Origin of the sequence: Acidovorax delafieldii (assembly GCF_007993815.1) — a bacterium.
Taxonomy (GTDB): Bacteria; Pseudomonadota; Gammaproteobacteria; order Burkholderiales; family Burkholderiaceae_C; genus Acidovorax; species Acidovorax delafieldii.
This window is the reverse complement of sequence record NZ_VJWE01000002.1, coordinates 99,672-116,471: the sequence shown is the minus strand read 5'-3', so window position 1 is coordinate 116,471 and position 16,800 is coordinate 99,672. Positions and strand designations below refer to the sequence as shown.

At 59.2% G+C, this 16,800-nt stretch carries 14 protein-coding genes; 3 read left to right on the top strand and 11 right to left on the bottom strand.

The genetic code is table 11. The annotated features are described in order from the left end of the window. Positions 1 to 154 precede the first annotated feature (154 nt). The 7 genes from ATF69_RS01445 to ATF69_RS01415 form a co-directional block, all read right to left on the bottom strand. On the bottom strand, positions 155 to 820 hold the full coding sequence (locus tag ATF69_RS01445) for a methionine ABC transporter permease (RefSeq protein ID WP_056067588.1): 666 nt from the start codon (positions 818 to 820) through the stop codon (positions 155 to 157). Positions 821 to 835: 15 nt separating this feature from the next. Next, on the bottom strand, positions 836 to 1,882 hold the full coding sequence (locus ATF69_RS01440; protein ID WP_056744393.1) for a methionine ABC transporter ATP-binding protein: 1,047 nt from the start codon (positions 1,880 to 1,882) through the stop codon (positions 836 to 838). 155 nt (positions 1,883 to 2,037) lie between these two features. Beyond that, entirely contained in the window at positions 2,038 to 3,246 is a 1,209-nt protein-coding gene (locus ATF69_RS01435; RefSeq protein ID WP_225581158.1) for an MFS transporter, read from the bottom strand. 202 nt (positions 3,247 to 3,448) lie between these two features. Continuing rightward, the gene (locus ATF69_RS01430) at positions 3,449 to 4,408 is read right to left on the bottom strand and encodes an ABC transporter substrate-binding protein (RefSeq protein WP_146869681.1); all 960 of its coding nucleotides are present in this window, start codon (positions 4,406 to 4,408) and stop codon (positions 3,449 to 3,451) included. A gap of 145 nt (positions 4,409 to 4,553) precedes the next feature. Further along, a complete protein-coding gene (locus ATF69_RS01425) occupies positions 4,554 to 5,555 on the bottom strand; it encodes an NAD(P)-dependent oxidoreductase (protein ID WP_146869680.1) in 1,002 nt (333 codons plus the stop codon). Between the two features lie 21 nt (positions 5,556 to 5,576). Then, the gene (locus ATF69_RS01420) at positions 5,577 to 6,725 is read right to left on the bottom strand and encodes an acyl-CoA dehydrogenase family protein (protein WP_146869679.1); all 1,149 of its coding nucleotides are present in this window, start codon (positions 6,723 to 6,725) and stop codon (positions 5,577 to 5,579) included. After that, positions 6,722 to 7,540 carry a class II aldolase/adducin family protein gene (locus tag ATF69_RS01415; protein WP_146869678.1) on the bottom strand — a complete coding sequence of 273 codons (819 nt, stop codon included), beginning with the start codon at positions 7,538 to 7,540 and terminating at the stop codon, positions 6,722 to 6,724. The genes ATF69_RS01420 and ATF69_RS01415 overlap by 4 nt, the downstream gene beginning before the upstream one ends. A gap of 775 nt (positions 7,541 to 8,315) precedes the next feature. Between ATF69_RS01415 and ATF69_RS01410 the strand changes: the two genes are divergently transcribed. The 3 genes from ATF69_RS01410 to ATF69_RS01400 all read left to right on the top strand — a co-directional run bounded on the left by ATF69_RS01410 (position 8,316) and on the right by ATF69_RS01400 (position 11,181). Next, the gene (locus tag ATF69_RS01410; protein WP_146869677.1) at positions 8,316 to 8,999 is read left to right on the top strand and encodes a 2OG-Fe(II) oxygenase; all 684 of its coding nucleotides are present in this window, start codon (positions 8,316 to 8,318) and stop codon (positions 8,997 to 8,999) included. Between the two features lie 114 nt (positions 9,000 to 9,113). After that, positions 9,114 to 9,932 (top strand): ABC transporter permease, encoded by an 819-nt coding sequence (locus tag ATF69_RS01405; RefSeq protein ID WP_146869676.1) that lies wholly within the window; start codon positions 9,114 to 9,116, stop codon positions 9,930 to 9,932. Then, a complete protein-coding gene (locus ATF69_RS01400; RefSeq protein WP_146869675.1) occupies positions 9,922 to 11,181 on the top strand; it encodes an ABC transporter ATP-binding protein in 1,260 nt (419 codons plus the stop codon). The genes ATF69_RS01405 and ATF69_RS01400 overlap by 11 nt, the downstream gene beginning before the upstream one ends. A gap of 24 nt (positions 11,182 to 11,205) precedes the next feature. On the opposite strand, the gene ATF69_RS01395 is transcribed toward ATF69_RS01400, so the two are convergent. The 4 genes from ATF69_RS01395 to ATF69_RS01380 form a co-directional block, all read right to left on the bottom strand. Beyond that, the gene (locus ATF69_RS01395) at positions 11,206 to 12,129 is read right to left on the bottom strand and encodes a class I SAM-dependent methyltransferase (RefSeq protein ID WP_146869674.1); all 924 of its coding nucleotides are present in this window, start codon (positions 12,127 to 12,129) and stop codon (positions 11,206 to 11,208) included. After that, on the bottom strand, positions 12,126 to 14,444 hold the full coding sequence (locus ATF69_RS01390; RefSeq protein ID WP_146869673.1) for a glycosyltransferase: 2,319 nt from the start codon (positions 14,442 to 14,444) through the stop codon (positions 12,126 to 12,128). Before ATF69_RS01390 ends, ATF69_RS01395 begins: the two co-directional genes overlap by 4 nt. A 22-nt stretch (positions 14,445 to 14,466) precedes the next feature. Next, on the bottom strand, positions 14,467 to 15,888 hold the full coding sequence (locus tag ATF69_RS01385) for a polysaccharide pyruvyl transferase family protein (RefSeq protein ID WP_146869672.1): 1,422 nt from the start codon (positions 15,886 to 15,888) through the stop codon (positions 14,467 to 14,469). A gap of 75 nt (positions 15,889 to 15,963) precedes the next feature. Next, positions 15,964 to 16,770 (bottom strand): glycosyltransferase family 4 protein, encoded by an 807-nt coding sequence (locus tag ATF69_RS01380; protein ID WP_158641474.1) that lies wholly within the window; start codon positions 16,768 to 16,770, stop codon positions 15,964 to 15,966. Positions 16,771 to 16,800: the final 30 nt, after the last annotated feature.

Sequence of the window (16,800 nt, the reverse complement as noted above, 5' to 3'; positions counted from 1 at the left end):
GGCTTCTGCACCTCTCCTAGAGGGTGCGAGAGAGCCAGGACCAGCGCAGAGCCCCCCGCAGTGCCTCCCCGCGTGGGTTGGAAGCAAAAAAGGCCGCAAGCGCTAGTGAATCATGCGCTAGCAGCTATTGATTCAATAGCAAATCATTCACCGCTCAACGGTGGCTCAGCTTGCGCACCGCCCAGTCGCCCAGGCTTTGCACGGCCTGCACAAAGAAGATCAGCACCAGGACCACGGCCAGCATGATCTCGGGCAGAAAGCGCTGGTAGCCGTAGCGGATGCCCAGGTCGCCCAGGCCGCCGCCGCCGATGGCACCGGCCATGGCCGAGTAGCCGGTCAGGCTCACAAACGTGATGGTCAGGCCCGCCACGATGCCGGGCAGCGCCTCGGGCAGCAGCACCTTCCACACGATCTGGCTGGTGGTGGCGCCCATGGCCTGCGCGGCTTCGACCAGGCCGTGGTCCACCTCGCGCAGCGCGGCCTCGACCAGGCGGGCCACAAACGGGGCAGCGGCAATGGTCAGTGGCACCACGGCTGCGGCCGTGCCGATGGACGAGCCGGTTATGAGCCGCGTGAACGGGATGATGGCAACCAGCAGGATGATGAAGGGCGTGGACCGCACAGCGTTGACCAGCCAGCCCACCAGCTTGTTGACCGGGCCGTTCTCCAGCACCCCGCCGTCATCGGTCAGGCGCAGGAACACGCCCAGCGGCACCCCCAGCAAGCCGCCCACCAGACCGGAGATGCCGACCATGATGAGCGTCTCCCACAGCGACGAAGCAAACAGATCCAGCATGGCTGGCGTGAAGTTGTTGAACATGATGTGTGCTCCCTCTTAACCGGCCACGGCCACTTCTTCCACCTCGACCCCGCCCGCGCGCAGGTGCGCCACGGCGCCGCGCACGCTCTCGGCCTCGCCACTGGCGTACACGGCCAGCGAGCCAAAGGTCTCGTCCTGGATCTCATCCACTTGCCCGTGCAGGATGCTCATGTCCACGCCAAACTGGCGGATCAGCTGCGACAGGATGGGCTGGTAAGCGCTGTCCCCGGCGTACGACAGGCGCAGCAGCTGGCCGGTTCGTCCTGCGCTCAGCTGGCCTGCCAGCTTGCGCACATGGTCCAGCACGCTGGCGGGCAGCTCTTGCGGCAGGATCTCGTCGATCAGGCTCTTGGTGATGGCCTGCTGCGGGCGGGTGAACACGTCCAGCACCCGGCCCTGCTCCACGATGCGGCCGGCCTCGATCACGGCCACGCGGTCGGCCACCTGCTTGATGACCTGCATCTGGTGGGTGATCAGCACCACCGTCAGGCCCAGCTCGCGGTTGACCTGGCGCAGCAGGTCGAGGATGGAGCGTGTGGTCTCCGGGTCCAGCGCCGAGGTGGCCTCGTCGCTCAGCAGCACCTTGGGGCGGCTGGCCAGCGCACGCGCAATGCCCACACGCTGCTTTTGCCCGCCGCTGATCTGCGCCGGATAGCGGTCGGCCAGGGCCGACAGGCCCACCAGCTCCAGCAGCGGGTTCACACGCTCGCGGATGGCGGCCTTGTCCATGCCCGCCAGCTCCAGCGGCAGCGCGGCGTTGTCAAACACGGTGCGCGACGACAGCAGGTTGAAGTGCTGGAACACCATGCCGATCTCGCGGCGCGCCTCGCGCAGCTGCGCGTCGTTCAGCTGGGTCAGGTCCTGCCCGCCCACGATGACCTGGCCCGTGGTGGGCCGATTGAGCAGGTTGATCACCCGCACCAGCGAGCTTTTGCCCGCGCCGCTCTTGCCGATGATGCCGAACACTTCGCCCGGCTGGATGGTGAGGTCGATGCCCTTGAGCGCCTCGACCGGGCCTTGTGAGCCCTGGTAGGTTTGGGTGATACCCCGTAGTTCGATCATGAAACACAAAGGGCCGCCACACGCCGGGCGGCGCGGGTTCGGCCCCAAAAGACACAAAGATCAGGGAATGTACTATTGCGCCATAAAGAATCAAACTATCAAAAAATAAAGTAATAAGACATCAAAGTTATTTGCACGGTGCGGCCGACTCCAGACTACGCTCCCGCGGGCACCGCCACCCGGCCATTCACCTTGCGCGACACCAGCGCGCCCAGCACCAGCACCCCCAGTGCCGCCACCGAGAACACGGGCGCGATCCAGCCCCGGTCCACACTGGCCGCCACCAGCAGCACACCCAGCGATTGCCCCAGGAACAGCAGGCACGCAAACAGCGTGACCGCCGTGCCCCGGGCCTCGGGCGCCATCTGCGTGGCCTGCACCTGCAGCGTGTTGTGCAGCATGTAAAACCCCACCCCGGCAAAGAAGCAGCCCAGCACCCCCCAGGCCGCCACCGGCCCCCAGGCCAGCAGCAACAGCCCGGCAGCAATCAGCGAGGCGCCCATCAGCGCCAGGCCCCGCTCACCCAGCAGCGCCAGCCAACGGCGCGCCAGCAGGCTGTAGATGAGCCCGCCCACGCCATACAGCACCATCACCCCGCCGGCCGCTGAGGCCGACAGCCCAAACCCGTCCACCATGCGTGCGGGCACAAAAGCCAGCGTGCCAAAGGCCAGGGCGCCCTCCACCGCCACCACGGTCAGCACCCAGCGCACCCGGGGCATGCGCAGCAACGCGGCCGTGTTGGCCAGGTAAGCCGACAGCGAAAAAGCGGGCGGCACCGCACCGCCAGCCGCAGGTGCCGGGGTGCTGGCCGCCATGGCGCGGGCTTGCCGCCACAGCAGGCTCGCGGCGGTCAAAAACAGCAGCGACAGCACCACAAACGCAGCCCGCCAGCCCAGCGCCTCGACCGCAAAGCCGCCAAACCACTGCCCGGCCATCATCCCCGACACCGTGGCCACCATCAGCTGCGCCAGGGTCTCCTGCCGCTGCTCGTACGGCACGTTGTCGCCAATCCACGCCATCGACAGCGGGATGATGCCTGCCGCCGACGCGCCCATGGCAGCCCGCGCCGCCACCAGCACCGGCAGCGTGGGCGCCAGCGCCGTCACGCCGCTGAAGAGCGCACAGGCAAAGGTGGCGCCAATCACCACCCGCACCTTGCCCAGCCGGTCGCCCAGGGGGCCATAAAACAACTGCAGCACGCCATATGACACGGCAAACGCCGCGATGACAGCCGACGCATCGCCCGTGGTGACAGAAAACTCGCGTGCCAGGGACACCAGCATCGGGTCGCAGACACGCATGGAAGCCATGCTGCAAAAGGCTGCCAGGCTGATCACCCGCAGCATCGTCGAAGAAGAGGTCATATGACCCGATTGTGGTGCGGCCAGCGCGAGGTTGCTGGCGCGGGGCGGCATGCACCCCGGTGGCTCAAGGTCAGGGAGGGGCGCGTTGGACACACCAGCGCGTTCCGTTGAAGCTTGTAGAACCACATCCAGAGCTTCAACCCGCCCAACGCCCACCGGGACGGACGGACTGCAAACGGCGAAAGGTCGGGAGCAGCCGTCCTCAGCCCTTGCCCACATTGAAACTGGTGTCGAACGTGCCCCGCACATCCAGCCGCTGCTTGATGAGGCCTGCCGCCAGATAAAAGTCGGCCGTCTTCTGCTGGTCGGCCAGCACCTGGGCGTCGATGTCCTGCCAGCGGGTGGCGCGGCGCTCAAACTGCAGCTGCGCCGCATCGGCCGGAATGCCCACGATGCGCGCCAGCGACTGGCCAAACGGCTTGGCGTTCTGGTACGACCACACCTGCGCACGCGCCACGCGCTCCTTGAAGTCCGCCAGCGCTGCACGCTTTTCTGCCAGGGCCGCATCGGTGGCCGCCAGAAAGCTCAGGCCCGACCACAGGCCCCGGCCGCTGACCAGCACGCGCGCATGGCCGCTGGTCTCGGCCAGCGCGGTGTAGGGCTCCCACGTGGCCCAGGCATCGACCGAGCCCTGCGTCAGCGCCAGCTTGGCGTCTGGCGGCGGGATGAAGCGCAGCTGCACATCGTCGGCCTTGAGGCCTGCCGACTCCAGCGCCTTGAGGGTGACCAGATGGCCGATGGAGCCCCGGTTGGTGGCAATGCTCTTGCCCTTGAGGTCGGCCGCCGTCTTGAGCGGCGAGTGGGGCGCCACCAGCACGGCCGTGCCGTAGGCATCTGAGCGGCTGGCCGCAAACGCCTTGACCTGGCTGCCCGCCGCCAGCGTGAACAGCAGCGGCGCATCGCCAATGGGGCCAAAGTCCACCGCGTTGGCGTTGAGCGCCTCGGCCAGCGGCGCAGCCGCCGGGAACTCGCTCCACTTGATGTCGTAGGGCAGGTTCTTGAGCTCGCCCGCTGCGTCCAGCAGCGCCTGCAGCCCACCCTTCTGGTCGCCCGCACGCAGCAGCACGCGCGACGAGGTTTGGGCATGGGTGAGGACGGGCGACAGGAACGAACTGGCAGCGACCGAGGCGGTCAGCAGATGATGGAATTGGCGGCGCAGCATGGTGTGGTCAATGAAGGCAAGGTTGATTCGGCATTCATTGCATCACCCACCCCACGCGGCGCCAACGAAGGCTTGCAAGCATCCATATGCGGTTTTCGCATGCACGCGCAGGGTGTGGGTGGGGTGGCCCGCTGGCCTGCGGCGCTCAGTAGCCACGCTCCCTGTCCACCACGTCGTGCAGCGGCAGCCCGGCCACAAAGCGCTGCAGGTTGTCCACAAACTTGCGCGCCGTCACCTCCGCAGCCCCTTGTGCGGCCCACGACACATGCGGCGTGATGCGCACACGCGGGTGGTGGTACAGAGGGTGGCTGTCGGGCAGAGGCTCGGGGTCGGTCACATCCAGCGTGGCGCCCGACAGGCGGCCCGCATCCAGCGCCTGCAGCAGTGCCTGCTGGTCCACCAGGGCGCCGCGCGCAATGTTCACCAGGTGCAGCCCCGGCCGCGCATGGGCCAGCGTGGCCGCGTTGATGAGGTGGTAGGTCTGGGCGGTGATGGGCAGGGCCAGCACCAGGTGGTCAGACGCCGCCAGCAGCTGCTCGATGGAGCCCACCGCCTGCACGCCTTCATCCCCTTCACCCCCTCCATCCACCGGCGCCCCCCCACGCCGCAGCGCCACCACCTGCATGCCCAGCGCCTGTGCACGCACGGCCACCGCGCGGCCAATGGCGCCATAGCCCGCAATGCCCAGCGTGCGGCCCTGCAGGGTGCCGGGCAGGTGGTGGTCCACCCGCGCAAAGGTCTCACGCCATGGGTCTGCCCCTTGCACGCGCAGTGTGTCCCAGTCGCGCTGGTGTGCCAGCAGCGCCGTGATCACATATTCGGCAATGGGCACAGCCGCCACACCGCGTGAACATGTCACCAGCGGCACCTGCAGCAACCACGGCGGAAAGAAGTCGATGCCCGCCGACGCCACATGCACCCACTGCAGGCGCCCCGGCCAGCCCGCCGGGGGCTGCGCGGGCGCATTGCGCCAGCCATTGCGCGGGCCGGTGAACAGCACATCCGCATCAGCGGCGCGCTCCCAGGCAGGCACAGCGGCATCGTCGGCCAGGGCCACGGGCAAGCCCGCAGCGGCCACCAGGGCATCGGCCTCGGCACCGGTCTGGTTCAACACCACCAGGGGGCGGGGCGCCAGCACGGCATTCATGGCGTATCCGTTCTCACCGTCTCAGCCCAGGCCCAGCGCGCGGCGGCCTGCGGCAATGTGGGCGCTGTCCTCCTGCGGGGTGTGCACACGGCCACACAGCACGTCGCGCAGGTGGCGCTCCAGCGGGTTTTTGCGTGCCAGGCCGTGGTTGCTGGACAACTGCAACGCCGCCTGCACCACGTCGATGGCGTTCTGCGTGGCCACGGTTTTGACCAGGCCGCTGTCCACTGCTGGCACCAGGGTGCCGGTGTCCAGGTCATGCGCCACGCTGGCGATCAGCCGGTCGTTGGTGAGCAGCAGGGCCTCGATGCGGCCCACGGCCTCCTGGGCGCGCGGCAGGCTGGACAGGGGTGCACCCAGGTTGGCGGGCGTGCGCTCGCGCAGAAAGCGCACCACCCAGTCGCGCGCCGCGCGGGCCACGCCGGTGTACAGCGCGCCCAGCATCACCGTCATCTCGGCCAGCATGGCGGGCTCGCCACGGGCCCAGTCCTGCGGCAGGCGCACATCGAGCGCGTGGTCGTGGGGGGTCAGCACGTCCTGCAGGATCACATCGTGGCTGCCACTGGCGCGCAGGCCCAGGTGGTCCCAGGTGGCGTCGATGCGGATGCCGGGCGAACCGGCCCGCACCAGGAACGAGCCCACGCGCGGCACCTCTTCATCGGTGCGGGCCCACACCACATACCAGCGCAGGATGGGCGCGCCGGTCGAATACACCTTGTGCCCGCTGATGCGCCAGCCCTCGGCCGTGTGCCGCGCCACTGTGGCAGGCAGGCCGCCGCGTGCGGGCGAGCCCAGCTCGGGCTCCACGCGCAACGCGTTGATGAGCGACACCTCGTTGTGCGACTCGTGCACCAGCTGCTGGGCCAGCGCCTGCGGCCAGGGCGAGCCGGGCCGCCCCATGCCGCGCTGCTGGATGTACTGCATGGTCAGCACCAGCGCCGTGGCCGGGCAGCCCTGGCCCACTGCGCCAATCACCTCGCTCAGTTGCGCGGCCGACGCGCCCTGCCCGCCCAGCGTGCGCGGCGCGGCCAGCGCCAGCAGGCCGGCCTGCTGCAGGTCGGCAAAGTTCTGGTGCGGAAAACTCCCGTCCCGGTCGTGCGCCACGGCGCGCTCGGCAAACTCCACCGCCAGCGTGCGCGCCACCTGCCCCCAGGTCAGCGGCGCGTTCATTGCAGCACCTCGGGCTGCTGCCGCACAAGGATGTCGAACAGGCTCCTGAAGGCAAACTGCGCGCCGCCGGGCCCGCCGATCTGTGCATGCGTGTGCTGCGCGATCTCGTGGCGAATGGGTTGGGGCGTGCCCGCCGCCTCGGCCAGCAGCTGGGCCTGGCAGGCGTTCTCCAGCGCGATGTACCACCATGCCGCCGCCTCCACCGACGGCCCCGCCGTCAGGATGCCGTGGTTCTGCAGGATCACCGCCTTCTGCGCCCCCAGCGCCTTACCAATGCGAAAGCCCTCGTCCGTCTCCAGCACCACCCCCGTGAAGTCGTCGAACAGCGCGTGGTCTTCATAGAAGATGCACGAGTCCTGCGTCAGCGGGTCGAGCTTGCGGCCCAGCGCAGACCACGCCTTGCCGTATGTGGAATGGGTGTGGGCCGCAGCAATGATGTCGGGCCGCGTCTCGTGCAACGCCGCGTGGATGGCAAACGCCGCGCGGTTCAGCGGGCCCTGGCCGATGACGATCTCGCCTGCTGCGTTCACCAGCAGCAGGTCGGACACCTTGATCTGCGAAAAATGCACGCCCAGCGGGTTCACCCAGAAGTGGTCCGTCCACTCCGGGTCGCGCGCAGTGATGTGGCCTGCCAGCCCGTAGTCAAACCCCTGCTGTGCAAACAGCCGAAAGGCCACGGCCAGGTTCTCCTGCCGGTAGCGGCGCTCGGCCTGCACCGTGGGGCGCGGGCTGGGCGCATCAAACCAGTCCTTGCGCTGCGGCGTGGGGTTGCGGGCGAGGTCGATGGCGGGCAGGGGCTTGAGGACGGCAGACATGGGCGGCGGCTTTCCAGATCGGTGAGGTGGACGAAAGAGAAACGAACCCGCCCACCATAGGGGCGCCCCCGCCCCGCGCCAACGAAGAAATCCGCGTGACCACATGCGGTTTCTGTATGAAGCAAGGGGGCGCAGGCAGCGCACTCCCCGATTTGAGCCAGACACCATGAACGGCTGTCGAATGCGCTGACTCGCGGAGGGCGACATGCACCGACCGGTTCTGACGCCATGGCGCGCCGAAAGTGACGAGCCTGCACGGCAGGAGGCTACCGCAGCCAGCTCAGTCACAAACGGCCTCAGCCCCGGCTGATCAAACACATTCGGCCTTCTGGAGCCCAAATCCCCTCGGTGCGAAAGTCATCGTGTGGGCATCTGCGCACGGACACCACATTAGGACGGGAGCTCTCCAGTCGCAGCAAAGGCATCTACGCAACCCCTCCGCGCGAAGCCCTAGCTCTCGAAACCACTACAGATCAGAAGGCCTCGCCCAGAGCCTATTGATCAAGCGTGCGTGTGGGCATGTTCACCATTTACCCTTGCCGTATAGCCGCAGTCCGGTGACAACGGCATCCCAGACAGCCGGGCGGATGGACAACACTCGGTCTCGACTAGTCAATCAGAGGAGCCCTCCCGCAGTCATCTCGCCTTCCGAATCTGAGGCCTCTAGCTAACGACGAAGTGGAGTGCATACTGTTCCAAGTCACACGAAAAAAGTCCTTAGTCAGCTCAGCCTTACGTACTCACCAATTGCCCCTTCACAAATTTTTATTGACCCATGATCGACTTTTCGAAAATTCGCGAATGCAGTATGAAAATGCAGCCATTCAGATGGGCTGAAATTTCGGACCTCTATTCAAAGGCTGACTGCGCCGCACTTTCCAAGACCTATCCCCACGATCACTTCCGCACCGTCGAGGCTTATGGGGGAGAAAAAGACTATCGATACGACGCCCGATCCCTGATTCCGATGGGAGAGCAAACCATATCGCACGCCGAATCCCTGAGCCCTTATTGGTACCAATTGGCACAAGACCTGCTTTCTGCAGAATACCGGATTGCCATGTCGTCCATTACTGGCATTGACCTGACTAGCCTGCCGATGGAGGCGCATGTTTATCACTACGGCCCTGGCGCACTTCTGGGGCCCCATCGCGATCTCCCCGAGAAAATTGTCACCCACGTTTTTTATTTCAACGACAAGTGGCATCCCATGGACGGTGGCTGTCTGGCCATCCTGAATTCTTCCGATGCAAAGGACGTTGCTGCTCTGGTAAACCCGACCATTGGGAATTCGGCCACCTTTGTCAGGTCGGACACTTCTTGGCACGAAGTGACACGGGTATCGGAGCAAGCCACTCAATCCCGACGGAGTGTGACCGTGACGTTCTACCAACCCGGATCCATCAGCTCAATGTGGCCACCAGGGGTGGATATGGAACTGCATGACTACCCAAGCTGAATAGCCCGCGTGCCACGCGCTGGCATCTTTGACGCAGCTAGTTTCTCAACCTGGGCGTTTCGTGATGTTGCCGTCAAGCGGCGCCTGCATTGAATCCTTAATTACCGTAAATACATGACCAGGCAGTCATTTCTGCGACCCGCCCATCTATTTATTCCCTGGGAACATAGAGAGCTTATTTTCTCATTGATTCAACGTGAAATCACTTCCCGTTATCGAAATTCACTCATGGGATTGATCTGGTCAATCATCACCCCTGCATTTACCCTTCTTGTCTACACCACCGTATTCACCAAGGTATTTACTGTTCGCTGGCCCGGTAGCAATGAGTCCCCTACTGAATTTGCACTGCTTATTTTTATCGGTATGACGATTTTCAATTTTTTTTCGGAATGCGCGCTCCGCGCACCGACAATGATTGTATCCAATACAAATTATGTAAAAAAAATTCAATTCCCACTTGAAATTATGCCCTGGATCAATCTGGGGGCAGGCTTATTTCATATGCTTGTGAGTTCAATCGTATGGCTTGCTTTCTATGGATTGACAATTGGAATTCCGCCCGCATCTTCTTTCATCTATCTTTTTGTTTTAATTCCAATCTGCCTCTACATACTCGGCATTTCCTGGATCCTGAGCGCACTCGGCGTATACTTTCGTGATATCAATCACATTATTGGTGCACTTTTACTGCCGATCATGTTCTTGACCCCTGTATTTTATCCAATCAGTGCACTCCCCCCTGAATGGCACCAAGCAATGGGCTTGAACCCCCTGGCACAGGTGATTGAAGATGCACGTACGGCATTATTCTGGGGAGGCATGCCAAATATCATAAAATGGGGTACATCGATCCTATTTTCCGGCGTCTTCGCGATAGCAAGCCTTTGGTTTTTTCAGAAAAGCCGCGAGGGATTTTCCGATGTCCTCTGAATTCGCCATTGAAGTCGACAAAATCAGCAAGTGCTATCAAATTTATGACAAGCCACGTGACCGACTGCTGCAGATGCTCCCTTTTGTCGGGCAGCAGCGGTTCCGCGAATTCTGGGCACTGAAAGACGTCTCATTCCGTGTCCGCAAGGGAGAATCCCTCGGTATTATTGGACGAAATGGAAGCGGAAAATCAACCCTGCTCCAACTGATCTGCAACACGCTGCGCGCCACGTCGGGGCAGATTCAAGCCCGAGGGAAGATAGCGGCACTGCTCGAGCTTGGGTCAGGATTCAATCCAGAATTCACAGGCCGTGAGAATGTCTATCTCAATGGAGCACTGCTTGGATTGAAAAGAGCGGAAATAGATGCAAAGTTTGACGAAATTGCCGACTTCGCCAATATCGGAGACTTCATCGACCAACCGACCAAGACATATTCCAGCGGGATGCTTGTGCGCCTGGCATTCTCGGTGTCCGTCTGCGTGGAGCCCGACATACTGGTCATCGATGAGGCTCTTGCCGTCGGTGACGCCTCCTTTCAGTTCAAATGCTTGGGTCGGCTAGAGAACCTGGCAGGAAAAGGAACAACTCTTCTGTTTGTGTCCCATGACATGAGCATGGTCAAGAGATTCTGCAACACCGCGATCTATCTCCATGAAGGACTGTTGAAGGCATTTGGATCTCCTGAGACGATTTCCGAAATGTACCTGCTGGACATGCGGGACGAGCAACGCCGCTGGGCAAGCGGCGGAAAGATTCCAGTGACGAGAAAACAGGAGGTCAACGGTGCACGCATTGCATTTGGGACAACGGAAGGAGAGGTAATCTCCGCCAAATTCACCAACACCGGAAGCCACTATTCGTCATTTGTCTATGGTGAGACAATCGAGATCGTCGTCAGCTATAGAATCAGCAAGTCAGTCTCATTACCCAATATCAGCATTACCATCCAGGAAGCACGGCTGCTCGTCGTTGGTGGAAAAAATTTTGTACTTCCCCTCACCAATTCTGACATCGACGGGGAAAGTGGAACAGTCACCTTTCACGTTCCAGCGATACTGGCAGCAGGTCGATACTACATCACCATCAAGCTGATGAATGGTCGCACCGAGGAGACCTCACTCCTGATTGACAAGCAAGTGGGGATACTGAGTTTTGATACGGTAGCGCGCGGAAATGACCCTTTTCTTGGTATCGTCGATCTGGGAATCGAAGCAAAAAACCAGGCAACCAGCTTTCATGGCGGATGAATTTTTGGATCAATCTCCACTCCATTACGGAACCCGTGCAACGCCCACTGCAAAGTCGGTTTCAAAAAATCGGTTGTTCAAGAGAGTGTCTTCAATATCGAACAGCATCTGGAGCAAAGCCATCGAACGCGGGTCTGTTTCTACGAAATTACCCGCAATCCCATGCAAGGCGAACTGCAATATATTGCCACCACAGGGATTGAAAGCATGTTCGACAAAATAATCAGATAGCACCCTGCGTATGTCTTGTGACCGAATTGCCTCTGACGGATCGACCTTGATTACTTCTGCCGGCTCGGGAAGTTGCACGTTGAACTGTACCTTGCCGAAGTGTTCCAGCTGAAATGAGCGGCGATACTCTGGAGGCAAAAGGCGGAAAGCACTTTCGACAACCTCCCGTTGGCGCCCTGGAAAAGCAAAATGATTGGCTCCTACATATTCATTATAGAACACCCAGCCCCCCGGCTTTAAGGCGTTGCGAACCGACCCACAAACTGACTCGAGTTCCTTGATGTGATGCAACGACCCATTAAACCAGACGGCATCGTAAGTATTTTTCTCCAACGGCGTTTTTTGGACGTCCTGTACGTGATACTTAATATTGGAAGCGCCAATTAAATTCGCCTCTTTCCGGGCAATATCAATAGCACCGGGCGCAATATCAATTGCATCACACTCGGAAAAGGCATTGAGTCGGAAAAGGTCCCGCTCCAGAGTACCGCTGCCACAACCGATGCTCAACATCCTGATCGGGGATATCGAACGATCTAGGAATTCACCAAGGCAATATTGCACCCACCAGCGATGATCGGTCCCTCCACAGGCCAGCCGCTGAAAGCGCTGCTGAACAGCCGGCACAGCAAGCCAGTAGACCTGGGGCGAAAAGGCATCGGAACTCGCCACATTCTTGGACCAATGGTCGGCGGTGATCTCACTATCGGATCTCATTCTGGCCTTCCTGGCTGGCGGTTGTGCGTGTGCGGCTTCCAGGCACCCCATTTGCTTTCGAAGTAAGCTTGGTTTCGGTCCCAGATGGCCTGATATTCACCCGTCTCGATCAGTTTTCCAAACGATGCTTGGCCATAATGATGGATAAAGGCATCTTCAGCACATACTGTTCGATAACCGGCCGCGTGCATTCTCCGACTGTAATCATCATCCTCGAACATTCCGAGACCGAACATCTCGTCCAGGTCCCCGATTTCATTGAAAACATGGCGCCGCATCGCCACACAAAACATTGCCAGCATCGAGATGTCGAAATGGCGGCCGGCATGCGCGACGGTATATCCAGAAGCGAATTCATGCATCTGCTCCAGATTAATATAGCTTGTATTGATCTTTGCTTCGTTACCGATTGAATTGGTCACTGGTCCCACCATGCCAATTTTCTCATCCTCCAAATGACGGAGCATTGCCTCCAGCCAGTCGCCTGTGACCACGGTATCATTATTGAGCAAAACGATATATTCGCCCTCGGCCAACGTAATTCCCTGGTTGTTTGCCGCCGCAAAACCTCTATTGCTCTTGTTGATAAGCACCTTCACCATCGCATACCGGCTCTGAATTTCCTGGAGCATGGCTCCGGTACCATCGGAAGAAGCATTATCAACAATGATCAATTCATAGTTGGGATATGTAGTCCAGGAAACAACGCTCTCAATACATTGCCTGGTAAGTTCAGCATTATTGAAGCTCACTATTACAATCGAGCATTTTCCGTACAACCCCTTGATGGCCTCCTGGGTTGCGATATAGCGATGCCGCCAATCATTTTCCCTGGCCAACTCCTTTCTTCGTTCAACCAGTACGGAATCTATTTCGGCCAACGCGATTTCTATTTTTGCAAGAAAATCCTCGAACTCAGTTGCAAAATATACATAATCTTGGTATATTGCCATCTCTTCAAGTGGCACACTCACCACCGGCTTCCCGGCGCTCATGAATTCGTAGAATTTCACTGGATCCACCGCATGCGTCACTTTGTTCAACTTGAATGGGATCAGGCATACATCAAAGCCGTGAAGATAGCGCGGCATGTCCTCATAAGGCTTTCGGCCCGTAAGGTGCACGTTGGACATCCGGTCAAGGTCCGCCAGATCTTTTACAAAGCGATCCCCGACCAATACAAAATTCCAGCTTGGGCGTTTTTCTGCCAGGAAATGTAACAAAGAAAAATCAATCCAGGGAGCCAAGGCGCCGTAGAACCCAATGATGGGCTTCTTTAGATGGGCAAGCAGATTGTTTTCAGTACATCGATCAAAAAAGAAATCATAGTCCACAGCATTTCGCACGAGCAGACAATCTATTCCTTGGTCCATCCATTTTTTCTTTAAAACAGATGCAGTTACCGTAACCAGATCTGCGCTGCGAACCAGTACCTCTTCTTCTTTGATAAGTTGCTCGCCGATATCAGGGAAGTCAGCCCATTCGTCCATGCAGTCGTATTGAACGCGCCATGACCGGGACTTCTGTAAGTCGAGGGCCAACCCGGTCCAGTAAGAAAGATGGACCACGACCAGAGCGGCTCTTATCTTTGCATCCAGCGCCAGCCGGGAAAATGATTCGTTCCCAGCCTTAAGATTGGTAGCTGACATCTTTACGGAATAGAAATCTTCATATTCACTGAAAGCCAGACATACCTCGAATATCCTCTCGGCAACCTGCCTCAACTCGTAGGGAGCCCTCCTTTCAGGCATTCCCGAGCGTACGATATAAAACACACGATGACCATGAGCGGCAAACTGAGACATCATCTGCTGCGGTCTTTGATACCGGGCAGACCATTCGATGTTGGCAAAACAGACAATATCAATTTTATCGTTGCATTTTTCGCCAACGAGGGGCGCAGCTAGCGGCCGGAGAAGCGGAACTTCCTGGAATTGATTGCGCAGTGATTCTGCATGGAGTCTTCTTTTGAGGCGCCTCGGCAAAAGCAGATTTCCCAGCGTACGAGCAATCGGCGAGCGGTCGGCCAGCAGATACATCAAATCGATCAGCAGATATTTGAGACTTTTGCGACGCCACTCCAGCGCCATCTTTGCAGCTTCTGCTTCTTTTTTCAGCCAATCAATGGCGATGTCTCGGGACGCAATCGTCTCCCTGCTGGTAATCAACTCTTGCTCAAGTTGAGTAATGGCCTGCCGCATCACTGCCATTTCGCCGCAGGAAGGGCATTGACGCGGGCCTTCGGGGTCCCCGATGGCATTCCCGTGAGCTGGGGTGGGCAGTAGGTTTTCCGATTCGTCTGATTCTGGCTTCATAAGAAAATAGTATGAATCTGCTTCAAGCTGATAGGCCTTGCAACCAGCGCCACGCCCTGCGCAAGGGGGCCGTCGTTTTCCAGGACATGGATTGGTGCAACTCCAGCAGTTGGGTTTCAAGATCGAGCGATCTGCGCGTTACCTCCGACAACTGCGCTTTTGCTTCACCAAGCGAATCCTCGCAGCCTATCAAACGAGCCTTCAGATCCCGCAGATGGTCGGCGGATTCCGGATCGCCTGCTCCTGCCTGCCGTTGCCCATGCTCCAGAATGCCAGGCAGCGACATCAAAAAAGCACTCGTCGCGGTCGTGGAGTCCGTCTTGCCCGCTCGAACCACAGTGGCAACATGATTCCAGTAGTTTTCCAGCATGTCATTGGCCTCGACCACCACATGCGACGGTTCTTTGCGGCCCATTCGTTGGGACAACCATTGGGGATCGTCGCAGCCTTCAGGCGGCAACGGATGCACGGTGTCGAATTTGGCTAGCGCCGTGAACTTTCCTTGGGAGAGATCGCTGGAGCTGAATACCGGAACACCACAGGACAGTGCAGTAATCGCAAGGTGATAGCTGTGTCCCGCGACTGCTTCGGATCCGCCTATCAGCGATGCCAGCACCATCGGAGATGGCCATGCGCTGAGACAAAACGTCCCCTGCAGTTCGCTGTCAATGAACGATTCGTGATCACAAAGCACCGGCCCGAGACGGAGCAGAAGCACGCTGAGATTGGGCAACTCCGTACGAAATTTCTTCAAGTAATCGGTAAGCCGCTCGAGATTCTGGGTCGCCTGAATCACGAGATATGGGGCTTTCAGGCCCAGAGCGTCGCGAATCGCAGCCGCCTCATCGGTCGCGGCATGGGATTTCAAACAGCGCCCGATTGAAAAGGCGGTATCAGGCATCACATGCACGCGCTGCGGCTCAACAAATGGCCTGAGTGCGGTCTTCGACGGTTCGTCTCTCACCGCGATATGAGCGCTGGAATCAAGCGCAAGAGAAAGCAGCGGGTGGCTCCAATCTGGAATCTCGTTGCAATGCATGCCCGGAGCATTCCATATGACAGGCACGCCATGCTGCGCACCCACCAATGCCGGCGCCAGCCAATATCCCGTGGGATGGTGAATCCACGTTGCCGGTGGCCCATATCCCGGAGCGATGAATTTGTCAAAACGGACAATGAACCCGCCGCCAATCAGGATTGCATCAAGATCACTGGCCATGCGGGGCAATTCCGCCAGTGACTCAACACCATATGGCCAATCATCCGAGGATTTTGCGTGATAGGAAAATGGGGTGAGTTCAACGCTTCCCAGCCTGCGGGACAACTCCAGTTCTGCAATGATCGGAAAAAGTAGATCACCATAATTCTCTACATCAAACGTGCCAAAGATGCCAATGCGCCAAGAGCGTTGGTTCTTCATTGCATTGGAATCAGTTGCATTCATTTATAGGTTTATAAAAACTGGGCGCTCGCACTTTCAGTCCCATTTGATTATTCATGCCAGAGAAATTCTGAAAATCTAGCGGGCTCGACAGCGAGCCAGCTCCATTTTTTTAGTTGCATGCGCATTTTCCAGAATCTTCAACGTGGCCAGTCCTGCGCGCTCCCATGAAAAACCACGGGAATGCTGGAGTGCATGCGCACCAAGTTCCCGTCTCAATTCCTCATTGGTGACGAGCTTGGTAAGACCTTCGGCAATGGAATCCACGCTAAGGGGATCTACAAGAACACCGCCTTGCCCTACCACCTCTGGAAACGCTGAGGACATGGAGGCCAGCACCGGAGTTCCAAACGACATTGCCTCGGCTGCCGGCAAACAGAAGCCTTCCAGGAGAGAAGGCGCGGCCAGGCACTGCGCATGACAGTACAACGTCGACAGAATCTGATCGTCAACGTTATCCAGGACAAGCACCTTGCCCGCGATCCCCAAGGCTGCAATGTCACTTTTGACAGAGTTTTGTCCCCAGCTCGCGCCCCCCACCAATACTAAAAGTATTTCAGTGTCGCTACGCTTGATCACCTGTTGGAAAGCCTGCAGCAATCTTGCCAAATTCTTTCGTGGCTCGAAACTACCCACAAAGAGTACATAGGGCATTTCAATGCCAAGCGTCTTTAAATGGGTGATCGGCAAGGGGGATGGCATATGCGCCCCGCCTTCGGTTGCGATGGACACTTTTTTCCAGACTGTCTCATCAAAATGAAGCCTGATGTCTTCCGCCGTCGATTCAGAAATCGCAATGATCTGTTGGGTGGAGGCAAGGCTTCGGGGCATCAGCACGCGGTCAAGGTGATACGTGACGCGACGCATCGTTTCTGGTTGCTTCAACCAGCACAAATCATGAACAGTTACAGTAGT

Bases quoted from the DNA above. Each gene is read 5' to 3' on its own strand.
- ATF69_RS01445 (WP_056067588.1), bottom strand. From the start codon at position 820: ATGTTCAACAACTTCACGCCAGCCATGCTGGATCTGTTTGCTTCGTCG.
- ATF69_RS01440 (WP_056744393.1), bottom strand. From the start codon at position 1,882: ATGATCGAACTACGGGGTATCACCCAAACCTACCAGGGCTCACAAGGC.
- ATF69_RS01435 (WP_225581158.1), bottom strand. From the start codon at position 3,246: ATGACCTCTTCTTCGACGATGCTGCGGGTGATCAGCCTGGCAGCCTTT.
- ATF69_RS01430 (WP_146869681.1), bottom strand. From the start codon at position 4,408: ATGCTGCGCCGCCAATTCCATCATCTGCTGACCGCCTCGGTCGCTGCC.
- ATF69_RS01425 (WP_146869680.1), bottom strand. From the start codon at position 5,555: ATGAATGCCGTGCTGGCGCCCCGCCCCCTGGTGGTGTTGAACCAGACC.
- ATF69_RS01420 (WP_146869679.1), bottom strand. From the start codon at position 6,725: ATGAACGCGCCGCTGACCTGGGGGCAGGTGGCGCGCACGCTGGCGGTG.
- ATF69_RS01415 (WP_146869678.1), bottom strand. From the start codon at position 7,540: ATGTCTGCCGTCCTCAAGCCCCTGCCCGCCATCGACCTCGCCCGCAAC.
- ATF69_RS01410 (WP_146869677.1), top strand. From the start codon at position 8,316: ATGATCGACTTTTCGAAAATTCGCGAATGCAGTATGAAAATGCAGCCA.
- ATF69_RS01405 (WP_146869676.1), top strand. From the start codon at position 9,114: ATGACCAGGCAGTCATTTCTGCGACCCGCCCATCTATTTATTCCCTGG.
- ATF69_RS01400 (WP_146869675.1), top strand. From the start codon at position 9,922: ATGTCCTCTGAATTCGCCATTGAAGTCGACAAAATCAGCAAGTGCTAT.
- ATF69_RS01395 (WP_146869674.1), bottom strand. From the start codon at position 12,129: ATGAGATCCGATAGTGAGATCACCGCCGACCATTGGTCCAAGAATGTG.
- ATF69_RS01390 (WP_146869673.1), bottom strand. From the start codon at position 14,444: ATGAAGCCAGAATCAGACGAATCGGAAAACCTACTGCCCACCCCAGCT.
- ATF69_RS01385 (WP_146869672.1), bottom strand. From the start codon at position 15,888: ATGAATGCAACTGATTCCAATGCAATGAAGAACCAACGCTCTTGGCGC.